This is a genomic window from Microbulbifer harenosus (assembly GCF_005771435.1).
Classification (GTDB): domain Bacteria; phylum Pseudomonadota; class Gammaproteobacteria; order Pseudomonadales; family Cellvibrionaceae; genus Microbulbifer; species Microbulbifer harenosus.
In genome coordinates this window covers 213,584-227,343 of sequence record NZ_VANI01000005.1, presented here as the reverse complement: position 1 = coordinate 227,343, position 13,760 = coordinate 213,584, and the positions used below count along the sequence as shown (strand labels likewise).

Below are 13,760 nucleotides of genomic sequence, written 5' to 3'. Positions count from 1 at the left end.
CCGCCAAATCTGAGGCTTTGATAATGTATATCGCCATTACCTTCGTTATTGCATTTGTTGCTCTGCTTCTGGTGTTTTGGGGCGGTAAGGTGTTGCTCAAGGGCAACTGGCTACTGGGGTTTCTCCGCGGTACGGTCGGCCTGCTATTCCTGGCGGGAGCGCTGTTGATTGTTCTGGTGGCGCTGGATGTATACAGCTATCGCAATCTGGCGAATGAGCACAGTGTTGGCACTGTGTCGTTCGAGCGCCTCGGTGATCAGCATTTCATGGTTAAATTTGCGGACGAAGATGGCATCTCGCAGGAGTTCCAACTCTATGGAGATCAATGGCAATTGGATGCGCGCATGCTGAAATGGAAAGGCGCGCTGGCGCGCTGGGGAATTGAACCAGCCTATCGTCTGGACCGCCTCAGCGGTCGTTACCTGACGCTGCAGGACGAACGCAACAAGCAACGCTCGGTGTATGCCCTGGGGCAGAGCGAATATGGTGTTGATGTCTGGAACCTGTTGCGGGGGATGGACAGCAGTGTACCGGTAGTGGACGCCGTTTACGGTAGTGCGACGTTCCTGCCGATGCAGGATGGCGCTGTATATGAAGTGCGAATCAGCCACACCGGATTGCTTGCGCGCCCGCTGAATCAGCAGGCGCAGTCGGCGTTGAACGAGTGGCGTTGACGCGTCGAACTGCATACACAATTGAAGTGGAATTTTTGGGGGTTGAGTGGAATTTCTGAGTGAATACGGATTGTTTCTGGCAAAGGTCGTTACCATCGTCGTGGCCCTGTTGGTGATCCTCGGTATTGTTGTGGCCAACCGGGCGCATCACCGTGATCGCCAGCCCGGACACATCGCGGTCCACAGACTGAACGACCGCTATGACGATATGAAGGAAGCTCTGCTGGCAGCGGTCTTGGACGATGCCGAATACGCGGAACTTAAAAAACAGCAGGATAAGGACAAGAAGGCTGAGGCCAAGGCGCAAGCAAAAAAACGCAAAGCCGAGTTGAAAGCCGAGGCAAAGGCACGCAAGCACAGAAATAAAGACGTCGCGGAGAAAGACGCACACGAGGTAAAAGTGCCCGAGCAGGCGGAAGCCGATGCCGAAGCGGGGGCCGGAGGCGAACAGTCTGCGCCCGCCATTGAGCGCGACGCGCGCAAAAGACTGTTTGTGGTGCACTTTGACGGCGATATCAAGGCTAGTGCTCTATCCAATTTACGCGAGGAAATTACTGCAATTCTGCAGATTGCGGAGCGTGAAGATGAAGTGGTCGTTTGCCTGGAAAGTCCCGGCGGCATGGTGGCGAACTACGGTCTCGCCGCGAGCCAGTTGGCGCGAGTGCGCAGCGCGGGTGTCAAACTGACCATCATTGTGGACAAGGTGGCAGCCAGTGGCGGGTATATGATGGCCTGTGTGGCGGACCGGATTCTCGCAGCGCCTTTTGCGATGCTGGGCTCTATCGGTGTGGTCGCGCAGTTGCCGAACTTCCATCGTCTGCTGCAACGGAATGATGTGGATTTCGAGCTGTTTACCGCCGGTGAATACAAGCGCACGGTTACTATGTTTGGGGAAAATACCCCGGAGGGAAAAGAGAAATTCCAGAGCGATCTCGACGAAATCCACACTCTTTTTCAGCATTTTGTTGCAGAGTACCGCCCGCAGCTGGACGTTTCCAAGGTGGCAACCGGCGAAGTGTGGTTTGGTCAGCGCGCGCTGGATCTGGCGTTGGTTGATGAACTGAAAACCTCTGACGAATACCTTACATCGTGCGCGCGCAATGCCGATCTCTACCAGGTTGAGTACAAGGAACGGCAGAACATTGCCAAGAAAATCGGTTTCGCCACGCAGTCCGGGATCGAGAGCGCAATGGCACGGTTGTTTTCCCGTCTTGCGGCTTGGCGGCACCAGGCGCAATAGGGCCTACGTGGCACAATGGCAATAACGTCTCAGGGAAACGCTATGGATGACGATAGCTTTCGCGCAATGTGGGTGGAAGAAGTGGCGGCGGGGAAATACGATCAGTCGATCGTTGTGCGGCGTCTACAGGATTTGCCGCCCAATGCGGTCACCATTGCCGTTTCCCACTCTTCGCTGAATTACAAGGACGCGCTGTCGGCGTTTGGCAATCGCGCGGTCACGCGTGAATACCCTCACACTCCCGGCATCGACGCGGCCGGCACCGTAATTGCGGATGCGAGTGGCACTTTCGAACCCGGACAGAAAGTACTGGTAACCGGATACGATCTGGGGATGAATACCGCGGGCGGCCTGGCGGAACGTATTGCCGTGCCGGCGGACTGGGTGACACCGCTTCCTCCGGGGCTCACACTGCGAGAGGCAATGGTGCTCGGAACGGCGGGCATGACTGCCGCTCTGTGTGTCGAAAAGCTACTGGAGGCGGGTGCCGGACCGGATGACGGGGAGGTGCTGGTTACCGGGGCCACCGGCGGTGTCGGGTCTATTGCGGTGGCGCTGCTGGCCAAACTCGGATTCCGGGTGGCGGCGGTGACTGGCAAGCTCGAGTCCGCGGAATTTCTCACGGGGCTCGGTGCCTGGAAAGTGCTCGACCGGGAGACCCTGGCGCCGTTTGCCAACAAGGCCATCGCCAAACCGCTGTGGGCATGGGCGGTAGATACGGTTGGAGGGGAAACTCTGTTCAACGTCATCAAGTGCCTTAAGTACGGCGGCGGAGTGGCCGCTTGCGGCATGGCGTCCGGCGCACAGTTCCAGGCCAACGTGTTTCCGTTCATTCTGCGCGGTATCAGCCTGCTGGGGGTCGATAGCGTCGAACTGCCGTTGCACAAGAAGGCTGAAGTGTGGGAAAAAATGGCGGGCCCCTGGTATATCGGCGAGCAATTGCAGAAGCTCGCGGAGGATATCTCCCTTGAGCAGGCGCCGGAATTTCTCGCACGTCTCCACCGTGGGCACGGAATCGGCCGCTATGTGGTGGATATGACCATATAGCGCTTTGTAGGTCATAATTGTGTGATGCAGTGGGTCTGTTGGGGTGCCCGGCGCCGTGGCGTGGCTCGCCTGCTGGACTCAGTTGCTATGCTGAGTGATGAGAATAATTTGCAGACGGGACAGATTGATCGGAAACACTATCCTGCCGAAATGCTGTCCCTCCTTTTGTTGATCTGGTAGCTAGCTTTGTCGGTGAATACTCCGCCCCCCCAACAAGGTCAATACAGTGGCAATACCGGTGCACTGGTGCTCTCCGGCGGCGGTGCACGGGCGGCCTATCAGGTGGGGGTTTTAAAGGCCCTCGCGGAGCTGGTACCGGACGCCGAACCCAACCCCTTCAAGATTATCTGCGGCACTTCTGCCGGCGCGGTCAATGCGCTGCTGCTGGCGAGCCATCCCGGAACTTTCAAGGAGGCGGTGGTGCGCCTGTGCGACTTGTGGATGGGGCTGACGGTAGACCGGATTTATCGCAGTAACTGGACCAGCCTGGCGGGGAATATCCTCACCATTACCCGTTCACTGTTCTCCCACGGTGTAGTGCGCAACAGGGCGCTGGCGTTACTGGATAACCGTCCGTTGCGGGACCTGGTTATGGAAGTGATACCGTTCACCAATATCCAGCGCAATATCGACGAAGGCCGTCTGCGTGCGGTGAGCGTCAATGCCATGTCGTATCATCAGGGGGAATCTGTCAGCTTTTTCCAGGGGCACGACGAGCTGAAAGAGTGGCGGCGATTCCGACGTTGCGGTGAACGAGCCCGGCTTACGGTGGATCACCTGATGGCCTCGGCGGCTATTCCAACGCTGTTCCCAGCGGTGAAACTTGGCGATGAGTACTTTGGCGATGGTGCAGTGCGCCAGCTGGCGCCCATCAGCCCGGCACTGCATTTGGGTGCGAGCCGCGTATTTGTGGTCGGTGTATCCGACAATCGCTCGCCGGTGCACTGGGGCAAACGACGCAAGGTGGCGAAACACCCGCCCTCATTGGCACAGATCGGCGGCCAGTTATTTAATGCAGCCTTCATCGACAGTCTCGAGGGGGATCTTGAGCATCTGGAAAGGGTCAATCTGCTACTGGATTCGGTGGAGCGGAAGGCGCTGGAAGAATTGGCGCCCCTGCGCGCGGTGGAATCGGCAGTAATTGAACCCAGCCAAAGTCTGGACCGGATCGCTGGGCGCAAGGTGCGCTTTTTGCCGCCGGCGCTGCGTTGGCTGTTTCGCTCCACCGGCGCCACCACATCGGGTGGCGGCGGGTCGGCGGCGAGTTATCTGCTATTTGAAAAACCTTACGTCGATGAATTGATTGAGCTGGGTTACCAGGACGCCATGTGGGAACGCGATAAACTGAGCGAATTTCTGCGTCCGCGTACACAATTGGTTGAGACTCAGCCGAAGAGCCTTTTTGGAATACGGGTCAAACCCGTAACGGAAGCAAGTAATGACAATCCTCCTTCGTGAATTCAAGTTTTTGCGGCAAGGTATGTCCGTGCGCGGCCTGGTATTGGGCGTGTCGCTAACGTTGGCGGCCTGTGGTACTACCCAGAATGCGCGGGAGCGTGAAACCACACTGCGTCAGCAAAACCAGAGCGAGTACCGGCAACTCTTGGAAGAGGCGTTTCAACTGAGCTTTACCCTGGATTTTGACCGGTTGCGCCGGGCCTATGTGGCATCCCCGGAGTACAACCCCTACGGTGGTGTAAAACTCAAGGGATTGCCGGAAGCATACAGCGCGGTGGAACAGGCGGAGTTTGAAACCTGCCTAAGCAGTGTCGATCAGGTGTTGGAACACAATTATATGAGCCTGGAGGCGCATATGATTGGTGTGGTTTGCAGTGGTCAGGCGGGAGATTTTGATCGCGAGGATCTGCACCGGTATATGGTGGAAGGCCTGATGACTTCCATTGAAAACAGTGGCGATGGAAAAAGCCAGGCCAGCGCGTTTCAGACTATCAGCACTTCGGAGCTGCGCGGTTTCGTGCGCCTCAAGGGGCTGCAGGTACTCGATCAGTCTATTGTTTACGATAAGCAGGGTATCTACGACAAGATGCAGGTGCGCGACCCGGAATCCGGGGAAGAGTATCCACTGTTTTTCAACGTAAGCCAGCAGTTTGCCAGCGGCGGGACAGCGACGGAGTAACACGACGTTATTTCCCGCCCTGCGGCTGATCGGGCAATACTCTGCGCCGGGTTACTACCTCATCAGAGCCATTACATTAAAAATCGGGCGAGTTTTTCCCATTCGAAACGCCGTTTCTGGCGGTCGCTGAAGAGTATTTCTACTCTGGAATCCTCCCACTTTATTACCCGTCCATAGCCCAGTTTCTGGTGGTGAACGCTCTCCCCCAATTGCGGCTTTCTCTGGGCCGCGGGTGGGGCGTTGATGTCCGGGTTGTATTCGCAGGCTGCCAGGTAGCGGAGTGCCAGCCGGGTAATGGGAACTTGAGTGGTGATATTGTCGGGCCTTTCCCGCAGAGTATCTCCGAGCAGATTGCTGAGCGATAGATGCATTTCGTCCAGAAACAGTGACGGCTTCTGATCCTGGTCCGAACCCGTTGTTTTCAATTGCCCGTTGACCGCACCCGGTTCCGGCGTCAACAGGTAGAGCTGTCTTCGCGCCCGCGTGATGGCCACATACATCAGCCGTCGCTCGCTTTCGGTGGAGGCCGGCGTGGAGAAATCCCGCTGTGGCTGGTACGGCATATTGTGCAGTGTGAGCGAGGGAATGATGACCTGATCCCATTCCAGGCCCTTGGCCTGATGCATCGTGGTGATCTGAATGGCGTCCGTGGGGGCTTCTTCTTCCGTGTTTCCCGCACTCTGGTGTTGTTGCTGCAGTTGCTGCAGGTGTTCCAGGGTTTCTTTGGGCGGCAGCCGCAACTGGTCGAGATACTGGCAGAACGCCAGAATGGTCTGCTGTTTTTCTTCCGCTTGCTGACGGTTGAAGGCGTCTTCACCAATTCCGTTCAGGTAGTCCAGTTCACCCAGTTGCCGGCGCACCAGTTCGCCGCCCAGGCCTCGCCATTTTTCCAATTGCTGCAGCAGGTCTGCCCGCTGGCGCAGCCGTTTGCTCTGTGGCTGGCTCACGGATTCCGGAATCAGCGCGAGCAGCTTTTTCCCCCAGTCTTTTTCGTATTGCCCAAGTTTGTCGCAGAGTGGCTCCAGGGTTGCGCGCGGAATGCGAATGTGGGGTGTAGTGAGCCATTCGTAGAGACCCTGGCTGCGCCGTGCGGGTGTGAGCTCGGCGAATCGGCCGGCGGCAACGTTCAGACTCCAAAACAACGGGCGCAATTCCTTTCTTGAGAGAACGGTATTGCGGTTGCCGGAACGGTAGGGAATGTTGTTGGCCAGCAGCGCCAGTTCAAGCGGTGCGGCCAGTGACCAGAGCCGTACCAGCACGGCAATTTCCCGCAGGGGAAGGCCCTGTTGCCGACAGCGACGCACGTGCTCCACCAGCCATTTGCCTTCGTTACCGGTGGCCACCTGGTGCAGCTTGGTTTCCGCCTGTGGATTGCCGGATACACAGAGAATTTCCGCGCGCTCGCGGTTATTGTGAATGAAATGATTGGCGGCGAGCGACAGGCTGTGGCCGTAGCGGAAGGTACGGCTCAACTGGTATACGTTGGACGGAGGGAAATCGCCATCGAAATGGCGCAAGAGATAATCCGGTTTTGAACCACGCCATTCATAAATAGTCTGGTCCGGATCGCCTATCGCGATCACATTGCCGGATTTGCCGTAAATCGTGCGTAACAGGAAGTGCTGGATCTCGTTGATGTCCTGATACTCATCGACCAGTATGTCCTGATAAAAGCTGCCGTACTCCTCGGCAATGTCCGGTTGCAGGCTGAATAGGATCGCGGGGTCGTAAATCAGGTCGGCATAAGTCACTGCATTCTGTTTGCGCCGCCAGTCTTCAAAATGGCGGAACACCTTGAGGAAATACATATACTCATCACCAAGCCCGAGTTGGCGGAATGCGCTCAGATCACCGGAGAGTATGGTTTTGGTGTAGTCGATAAAAAATTCCGCGGCTTCGGTCTCAGACTGTTTGCGTGCGCGGATATCTTCGAGTTCCGCCGGTGGCGCACAGGCTTCGATGGACTTCCAGACCTGCAGTTGCACAACCGATTGCGGCAAGGGGGTGAGATTGGCGGGGGCTAGGTGCTTGCGAGCAATCATCTGCTGGTACAGACGATAACCGAGGCTGTGAAACGTCTGGACAGCGGGTACCCGATGGTCACAGAGGGCGCGCAACCGGTCGTGAAAATCGTCGCGTGCGCTGCGGTTGTACATCAATACCAGAATGCGCGTCGGGTCCGCCCCGCCATACAGACGGTTGCGAATATAGTGCAGAAGTGCCGTAGTTTTACCGGAGCCAGCCACGGCTATGATCTTTGCGTGGCCACCGGGATGATTGGCGATGGCTTGTTGCTCTTCCGTGAGATTGGGGGCTTCGCCGGACATGGAAACTCTGTGCTAGCTGATAAATACTGGATATATTGCCAGTATGTTCCCTGAGGGTACAGTCTTTATGTGGCCTCTCCGGAAGGCGAAGGCTGTTCGCTGTCTTTTTGCAGGGCCAGCTCCGCAATGTAGGAGGACAGAAAAATCCGGCCGCTCAGTTGCTCCAGTAGCTTGGAGCGGCTCAGCCGGTCGAGTACCGGTCCCTTTACTTCGGCCAGGTGCAGGCTGATGTCGCGGGTCTTCAGCTCCTTGTTGATTTGCTGTAACCGCTCCAGCGCGGTGCCATCGATACGGCTCACGGAGGAGAGAATAAGAACCAGGTGGCGGGTGCCCGGATGCCGTTTGAGTTCGCTCAGTAGTCGATCTTCCACCGCGCTTATGTTGCTGAAGAACAGGCTTTCGTCGATACGCAAAAACAGGAGCTCTTTCCGTGTTTCCACCTCGTGTCGGAGAACATTGCGGAAATGTTCCGTGCCTGGCACTCGGCCTACCACGGCAATATGTGGCCGGCTACTGCGCCATATCAGCGTTGCGAATGAGAGGCCGATACCCAGTGCAATCCCCACTTCCACGCCAAATAGCAGTACTCCGAGGAAGGTAAACAACATGGCCAGGCCGTCGGTGCGATCGTAGCGCCAGTTGTGGATAAACCCCTTGAAATCAAACAGCCCCGCGGCGGCAACGATGATGATAGCGGCCAGCACGGTCAGTGGCAGGTCGCTAAAAAGCCCCGTTAGAAACAGCAGGATTGGAATCATCAGCAATGCGGCAAATACTCCTGCCAGTGGAGAAGCCGCGCCGGCTTCCGCATTGACGGCCGTGCGCGAAAAGCTGCCGGCGACGGGAAGCCCCCCCGAGAACGCGCTGGCAATATTGGCCGCACCCAGCCCCAATAGCTCGCCGTCTGCATTCAATCGCTCGCGCCGACGTGTGGCGAGAGCCTGTGCGATGGAATGGCTCTCAACAAAACCCAGCAGCGCAATGATCAGGGCAGGGAGCATCACCCGGTATATCAGGTTCCAATCAAGTTCGGGCACGGTGACCGCGGGCAGGCCCGCCGGTATGTCGCCCACCACTTCCAGCTTGTCCGCGAATGCCAGCCAGTGCACCACGGCAATGGCACAGAGCACGAGTAACATCGGCATCAACCTTGCCGTCAGGCGCGCAATTTGTTTTGGTGCGCCGAGACGGAACAACAGCATGGGCAGCCAGATCCGGCTGACCACCAGAGTGAGCGCGGTGAGCACGCCAAACAGCATGGTGGGAAGGTGGGCCTCGGGCAGGTGTTGGATCACATGCAGGAGCTTGATCGATGCCGTATCGCCCTCCGCCTCAATGCCCAGCAGCGCCGGTAATTGGCCGACAATAATCAATGCGGCGGCGCCGGAGACAAAGCCATTGATGACGGGATGGCTCAGGAGGTTGGAGAACGCGCCGAGCTTGAGTAGTCCCATGGCGAACAGAAACAGTCCGCTCAGCAGGGTAAGCATGATCGCCGCCGCTATATATTCCGGGCTGCCCACCGGTGCAACGGAAGACAGCGCGGACAGGGTCATTAATGAGAGTACTGCGGCGGGGCCGACAGCCATGGCGCTGCTGCTGCCGAAAATGGCATAAGCGATCAACGGCAGCAGGCTGGCATAGAGGCCGATATGTGGCGGGAGACCGGCAAGTAGTGCATAGGCGAGCCCCTGGGGGACCAGTAGCATGCCGGATACCAAAGCGGCGGTAAGATCAGCAGACAGGTTCTGGCGGCGATACTGTTTCAGCCAGAGGGGTATAGGGGCTTTTACCCGTATCACGTGTCAATGGAAACTCAAGGCCAATGTATCTGATCAGGATAGTCGCTGGCGCTTGGCCTACGCCAGCAGCTATCCCCGCTTTATCCTCGCGCATCAGTTTGCTGGCCGATGGCGTTTTTCCAGCCAGCGAAAGGCCCACATGCCACCGATCATACTAAGGACAAACACGAAGGCTCCGGATTTGAGTGCGCCTGCCGCCACTATACCCGGGCCCGGACAGAAACCGGCGAGCCCCCAGCCGATACCAAAAGCCAGGCTGCCGAGGATCAGCCTGCGGTCGATGTCCCGCTTGCTGGGCAATTGAATCGGGGCACCGAGAATTGAGGTGGTTCGTTTTTTCGCGATGGTAAACAGCGGCAGGCCGACAGCAATGGCGCCTCCCATTACGAGTGCCAGTGAGGGGTCCCAGTTGCCAAACAGGTCGAGAAAACCCAGCACCTTTTCCGGGTTGGCCATACCGGAAAGCAACAGCCCCAAGCTGAAGACCAGGCCGGCCGCAAAGGCGGAAAGTGAAAGTTTGTTCATTGGTCAGGCTCCCAGCAGGTGGCGAACGACATACACGGTGGCAAAGCCGCCGCCCATAAAGGCGAGTGTGGCGGCGAGGGAACGCGGTGAAAGACGCGACAAACCGCAAACACCGTGACCGCTGGTGCAGCCAGCTGCGTAGCGGGTGCCAATGCCCACCAGTAGCCCGGCGGCAATCAATACAGGCGTAGTTGCACGAATCTCGATAGGGGGGAGGGTGTAAAACAACCCCCAAACGGCCGGTCCGGCCAGTAGCCCGAGTATGAACGCCGCTCGCCAGCGACGGTCGCCCGAGGTCTGGTCAAGCAGCCCCCCGAGAATCCCTGAGATTCCTGCGATGCGGCCGTTCATAAGAATCAGCCAGGCGCTCGCCAGGCCGATAAGCACCCCGCCGCCGAGGGCGGTGTAGGGGGTAAAAGCATTCCAGTCGATCGTCATGGTGGCAGCTTACTCCGCGCAATAAAGTTGATAGAGCGTCTGTAACAGAGTGAGAACCTTCGGGTCAGCTACCCGATAGTAGACCCGTTTACCTTCCTTGCGGGTTTCAACCAGCCCCTCACGGCGAAGTACACCCAGTTGCTGCGAGAGGCTGGGCTGGCGAATGTCCAGCCGCTCTTCCAGGTCGCCGACACACAACTCTTCCTGACTCAGCAGACACAGCAGGAGCAATCGATCCTGGTTGCCCAGTGAACGCAGCATAAGCGATGCATCGCCGGCAGAAGCGCGCATTTTGTCGAGACTGATATCCGTGGTGTCGGGCATGGGTTGATCCGTGGGGCTTTCACTCTGGGCGTTGATAATATATTGAAAGATAATATATTGAAAGGTATATTGTTCGAAGATCCAATGCCTACGGGAAATTTTCCATGAGCCAGACCAAAGTACTTCCTCAAGTTCAGCCGTTTCTCGATGAGATGACAGAAACCTGGAGTTACGTCGTCTACGACCGCGAAGGTGGCAGTGCAGCGGTCATCGACCCGGTGCTGGATTTTGATCAGGCTTCCGGTCGCACCTCCACGGCGGGCGCTGAGAAAATCGTCGCATTTGTGCGGCAAAAAGACCTCGCGGTCGAGTGGGTGCTCGAAACCCACGCCCATGCGGATCACTTGTCCGCGGCGCCATTTATCCGCGCGCAACTTGGCGGCAGGATCGCGATTGGCGATCACATTACGCAGGTTCAAGGCATCTTCCGCAGCGTGTTCAATCTGGAGAAAGAATTCCTCGTAGACGGTTCCCAGTTCGACCATTTGTTCGCGGAAAACGAGACCTTTCGCATCGGCGACCTGGAAGGACGCGTGATCTATGTACCCGGTCATACGCCTGCGGACATGGCCTGGTTAATTGGCGACGCACTGTTTGTGGGAGACACCCTGTTCCTGCCGGACGTGGGCAGTGCCCGCTGTGATTTCCCCGGCGGCGACGCGCGATCGCTTTACCGGTCGGTGCGCAGGCTGCTGGAGCTGCCGGAGCAGACCCGCATGTTCATGTGCCATGACTATCCCCCGGATGGCAGCCGCCCCCACCATTGTGAAACAACGGTGGGCGAGCAGAAACGCAGCAACATTCACCTGAAGGACGGCATCAGCGAAGCGCAGTTCGTGAAGATGCGCACCGAGCGCGATGCGACGCTGGGAATGCCGCGCCTGATCATTCCTTCCATTCAGGTCAATATCCGCGCCGGCCAGATGCCGCCTGCCGAAGACAACGGCACCGTGTACCTGAAAGTGCCGATCAACAAACTTTGACTCCCGGATCAACAATGAGCGAGATCACTATGGAATTTAAAATGCTGGACCAACAGGTAAGTGTTTCGGAAGAACTGCCGCCGGGCGCGATTCAGGCCCTGGCCGGTGCCGGAGTGGAACTACTGGTGTGCAATCGTCCAGAGCATGAGTCGGAAAACCTGCCGACGTTTGCAGAGCTTGAAGATGCTGCCCGCGAGGCGGGTCTTGAATTTGCCGCAATTCCATTTTCCCGCGGTCAGATGCAACCCACCCACAGCGAGGCATTTGCCGAATTACTAAAAAACGGCAAGCGCATTCACGCCTTCTGTCGCACCGGCAATCGCTCCTGCAACCTGTGGGCTGCGGCGCGTTGTCTTCAGGGATCCGACAAGCGCGCACTGCAGGCCGCCGCACAAAAGGCCGGTTATGACATTTCTGGCGTACTTGTGACTTATTGATCAAAGAGCGGGCGGTACCCAATACGTGAAAGCGAGACATCTTGCGAGTTTGGTAACGAATAAAGGTGTATCAGCGCAGTGGATACGTCGGTACCTGCCAATATTCGCTTGGCTTCCCGGATATTCCGGCGCGGCGCTGCGGCGAGACTTGTTGGCATCCGCAGTGGTTACCGTGATGCTGATTCCGCAGTCGCTGGCCTACGCACTGCTGGCTGGCCTGCCGGCGGAGGTTGGTCTTTACGCCAGTATCACGCCCTTGATTGCCTACGCCGTGTTCGGCAGCAGTCGCACCTTGTCGGTGGGTCCGGTGGCGGTCGCATCGCTGATGAGCGCGGCGGCGCTCGGGCAGGTGGCCGCGCAGGGCACCGCCGATTATCTTGCAGCGGCGGCAGTGCTGGCATTGTTGTCCGGTGGCTTTCTGGCGCTGCTCGGGGTGTTGCGCCTCGGGTTCCTCGCCAACTTCCTGTCGCACCCGGTGATATCCGGATTTATCACAGCCTCCGGGATTCTGATCGCATTCAGCCAGCTAAAGCATTTGCTTGGGATTTCCGCCAGCGGCGAGAGCCTGCCGGCGCTTATACAAGGCATGGTGCAGAATCTGGCGGACTGGAATCCCATTACGCTGTTGCTTGGCATTGCGGTCGTGCTGTTTTTGGTGTGGGCGCGCTCCGGCGCGGTGACCTTATTGCAGCGCGTGTCCCTGTCGAAGGAAACCGCGTCCCTGTTAGTGAAGGCCGCGCCAGTGGTGGGGGTACTGGCTACCATTGTGCTGGCTTCCGGTCTGGATCTGGAGGGCAAAGGGGTGCAGTTGGTGGGGGCGATTCCCAGTGGCCTGCCACAACTGCAGTGGCCGCACTTCAGCTGGGCCCTGGTGGAGCAGCTGGCACTGCCTGCAGTGATGATTTCCGTGATCGGCTATGTGGAATCGGTCTCGGTGGGCAAGACCCTGGGGGCCAGGCGACGCCAGAAAATAGACATGAACCAGGAACTGATCGGCCTCGGCAGTGCCAATCTCGCTTCGGGTATTTCCGGAGGCTTTCCGGTGACCGGCGGCTTTTCCCGCTCCGTGGTCAACTTCGATGCCGGCGCGGAAACGCAGCTCGCCAGTGTTTTCACCGCCATCGGCATCGCGCTTGCGGCCATGTTCCTGACGCCGTTCCTTTACTTTCTGCCGAAGGCAACACTGGCGGCGACCATTATTGTCGCGGTGTTGTCGCTGGTGGATTTCTCCATCCTGAAAAAAACCTGGCGCTACTCGCCGAGCGATTTCTTTGCGGTGCTGGTGACCATCGTGGTGACGCTGCTGTTCGGGGTGGAGATCGGGGTTTCCTGCGGCGTACTGGCGTCGATCGTATTGTTTCTGTACCGCACCTCCAAACCGCACATAGCAGAGGTGGGGTTGGTGGAGGGGACCGAACACTTCCGCAACGTCGAGCGCCATCAGGTTATGACGATGCCGCAGATACTCAGTATTCGGGTGGATGAAAGCCTGATGTTTGCCAACGCTGCCTTTCTGGAAGAGCGCATCTATCGCGATGTGGCGGCAACACCGGAGTTGCGCCACGTCATCCTGATGTGCAGCGCCATCAATGAAATCGACTGGAGTGCTCTGGAGACGCTCGAGTCCATCAATGAACAGCTGCAGGAGGCGGGTATCTGCCTGCATCTTTCCGAGGTGAAGGGGCCTGTTATGGATGCGCTGCAGCGCTGCGGTTTCCTGGAAGAAATTTCCGGCAAGATTTTCTTTACCCAGTACCAGGCGTTTACTGAATTGCGGGAAAATTTTTCGGGTTGTGCCGAATCTTGAGCAGGCTGGTAGCTCCGCG

General features: G+C 57.8%; 13 protein-coding genes. 8 read left to right on the top strand and 5 right to left on the bottom strand.

What is annotated here, in order from left to right:
* The first annotated feature begins 23 nt into the window (after positions 1–23).
* The 5 genes from FDY93_RS05520 (at position 24) to FDY93_RS05500 (ending at position 5,098) form a co-directional block, all read left to right on the top strand.
* Entirely contained in the window at positions 24–674 is a 651-nt protein-coding gene (locus tag FDY93_RS05520; RefSeq protein ID WP_138234741.1) for a cation/multidrug efflux pump, read from the top strand.
* Positions 675–720: 46 nt separating this feature from the next.
* On the top strand, positions 721–1,914 hold the full coding sequence (gene sohB / locus FDY93_RS05515) for a protease SohB (protein WP_138234740.1): 1,194 nt from the start codon (positions 721–723) through the stop codon (positions 1,912–1,914).
* A gap of 42 nt (positions 1,915–1,956) precedes the next feature.
* On the top strand, positions 1,957–2,961 hold the full coding sequence (locus FDY93_RS05510) for a YhdH/YhfP family quinone oxidoreductase (protein WP_246068471.1): 1,005 nt from the start codon (positions 1,957–1,959) through the stop codon (positions 2,959–2,961).
* Positions 2,962–3,153: 192 nt separating this feature from the next.
* Positions 3,154–4,419 (top strand): patatin-like phospholipase family protein, encoded by a 1,266-nt coding sequence (locus FDY93_RS05505; protein ID WP_138234738.1) that lies wholly within the window; start codon positions 3,154–3,156, stop codon positions 4,417–4,419.
* Positions 4,400–5,098: a DUF4919 domain-containing protein gene (locus tag FDY93_RS05500; RefSeq protein WP_138234737.1), complete on the top strand. Its 699-nt coding sequence runs from the start codon at positions 4,400–4,402 to the stop codon at positions 5,096–5,098. Before FDY93_RS05505 ends, FDY93_RS05500 begins: the two co-directional genes overlap by 20 nt.
* Positions 5,099–5,169: 71 nt before the next feature.
* On the opposite strand, the gene FDY93_RS05495 is transcribed toward FDY93_RS05500, so the two are convergent.
* From FDY93_RS05495 to FDY93_RS05475, 5 genes are all read right to left on the bottom strand, one after another.
* Positions 5,170–7,425 (bottom strand): ATP-dependent helicase, encoded by a 2,256-nt coding sequence (locus tag FDY93_RS05495; RefSeq protein WP_138234736.1) that lies wholly within the window; start codon positions 7,423–7,425, stop codon positions 5,170–5,172.
* Positions 7,426–7,490: 65 nt separating this feature from the next.
* Positions 7,491–9,227: a SulP family inorganic anion transporter gene (locus FDY93_RS05490; RefSeq protein WP_246068470.1), complete on the bottom strand. Its 1,737-nt coding sequence runs from the start codon at positions 9,225–9,227 to the stop codon at positions 7,491–7,493.
* 93 nt (positions 9,228–9,320) lie between these two features.
* Positions 9,321–9,752 (bottom strand): YeeE/YedE family protein, encoded by a 432-nt coding sequence (locus FDY93_RS05485; protein ID WP_138234735.1) that lies wholly within the window; start codon positions 9,750–9,752, stop codon positions 9,321–9,323.
* Between the two features lie 3 nt (positions 9,753–9,755).
* On the bottom strand, positions 9,756–10,190 hold the full coding sequence (locus tag FDY93_RS05480; RefSeq protein ID WP_138234734.1) for a YeeE/YedE family protein: 435 nt from the start codon (positions 10,188–10,190) through the stop codon (positions 9,756–9,758).
* 9 nt (positions 10,191–10,199) lie between these two features.
* Positions 10,200–10,514 carry an ArsR/SmtB family transcription factor gene (locus FDY93_RS05475; protein ID WP_138234733.1) on the bottom strand — a complete coding sequence of 105 codons (315 nt, stop codon included), beginning with the start codon at positions 10,512–10,514 and terminating at the stop codon, positions 10,200–10,202.
* A gap of 104 nt (positions 10,515–10,618) precedes the next feature.
* Between FDY93_RS05475 and FDY93_RS05470 the strand changes: the two genes are divergently transcribed.
* From FDY93_RS05470 to FDY93_RS05460, 3 genes are read left to right on the top strand one after another with little or no spacing between them, the layout of a single operon-like run.
* Positions 10,619–11,497, top strand: a complete 879-nt coding sequence (locus FDY93_RS05470; protein WP_138234732.1) for an MBL fold metallo-hydrolase — start codon at positions 10,619–10,621, stop codon at positions 11,495–11,497.
* Positions 11,498–11,511: 14 nt separating this feature from the next.
* On the top strand, positions 11,512–11,934 hold the full coding sequence (locus FDY93_RS05465) for a protein tyrosine phosphatase family protein (protein ID WP_246068469.1): 423 nt from the start codon (positions 11,512–11,514) through the stop codon (positions 11,932–11,934).
* A gap of 25 nt (positions 11,935–11,959) precedes the next feature.
* Positions 11,960–13,741 (top strand): SulP family inorganic anion transporter, encoded by a 1,782-nt coding sequence (locus tag FDY93_RS05460; RefSeq protein ID WP_342776600.1) that lies wholly within the window; start codon positions 11,960–11,962, stop codon positions 13,739–13,741.
* The last annotated feature ends 19 nt before the right edge of the window (positions 13,742–13,760 follow it).

Bases quoted from the DNA above. Each gene is read 5' to 3' on its own strand.
- FDY93_RS05520 (WP_138234741.1), top strand. From the start codon at position 24: ATGTATATCGCCATTACCTTCGTTATTGCATTTGTTGCTCTGCTTCTG.
- FDY93_RS05510 (WP_246068471.1), top strand. From the start codon at position 1,957: ATGGATGACGATAGCTTTCGCGCAATGTGGGTGGAAGAAGTGGCGGCG.
- FDY93_RS05500 (WP_138234737.1), top strand. From the start codon at position 4,400: ATGACAATCCTCCTTCGTGAATTCAAGTTTTTGCGGCAAGGTATGTCC.
- FDY93_RS05495 (WP_138234736.1), bottom strand. From the start codon at position 7,425: ATGTCCGGCGAAGCCCCCAATCTCACGGAAGAGCAACAAGCCATCGCC.
- FDY93_RS05485 (WP_138234735.1), bottom strand. From the start codon at position 9,752: ATGAACAAACTTTCACTTTCCGCCTTTGCGGCCGGCCTGGTCTTCAGC.
- FDY93_RS05480 (WP_138234734.1), bottom strand. From the start codon at position 10,190: ATGACGATCGACTGGAATGCTTTTACCCCCTACACCGCCCTCGGCGGC.
- FDY93_RS05475 (WP_138234733.1), bottom strand. From the start codon at position 10,514: ATGCCCGACACCACGGATATCAGTCTCGACAAAATGCGCGCTTCTGCC.
- FDY93_RS05470 (WP_138234732.1), top strand. From the start codon at position 10,619: ATGAGCCAGACCAAAGTACTTCCTCAAGTTCAGCCGTTTCTCGATGAG.
- FDY93_RS05465 (WP_246068469.1), top strand. From the start codon at position 11,512: ATGAGCGAGATCACTATGGAATTTAAAATGCTGGACCAACAGGTAAGT.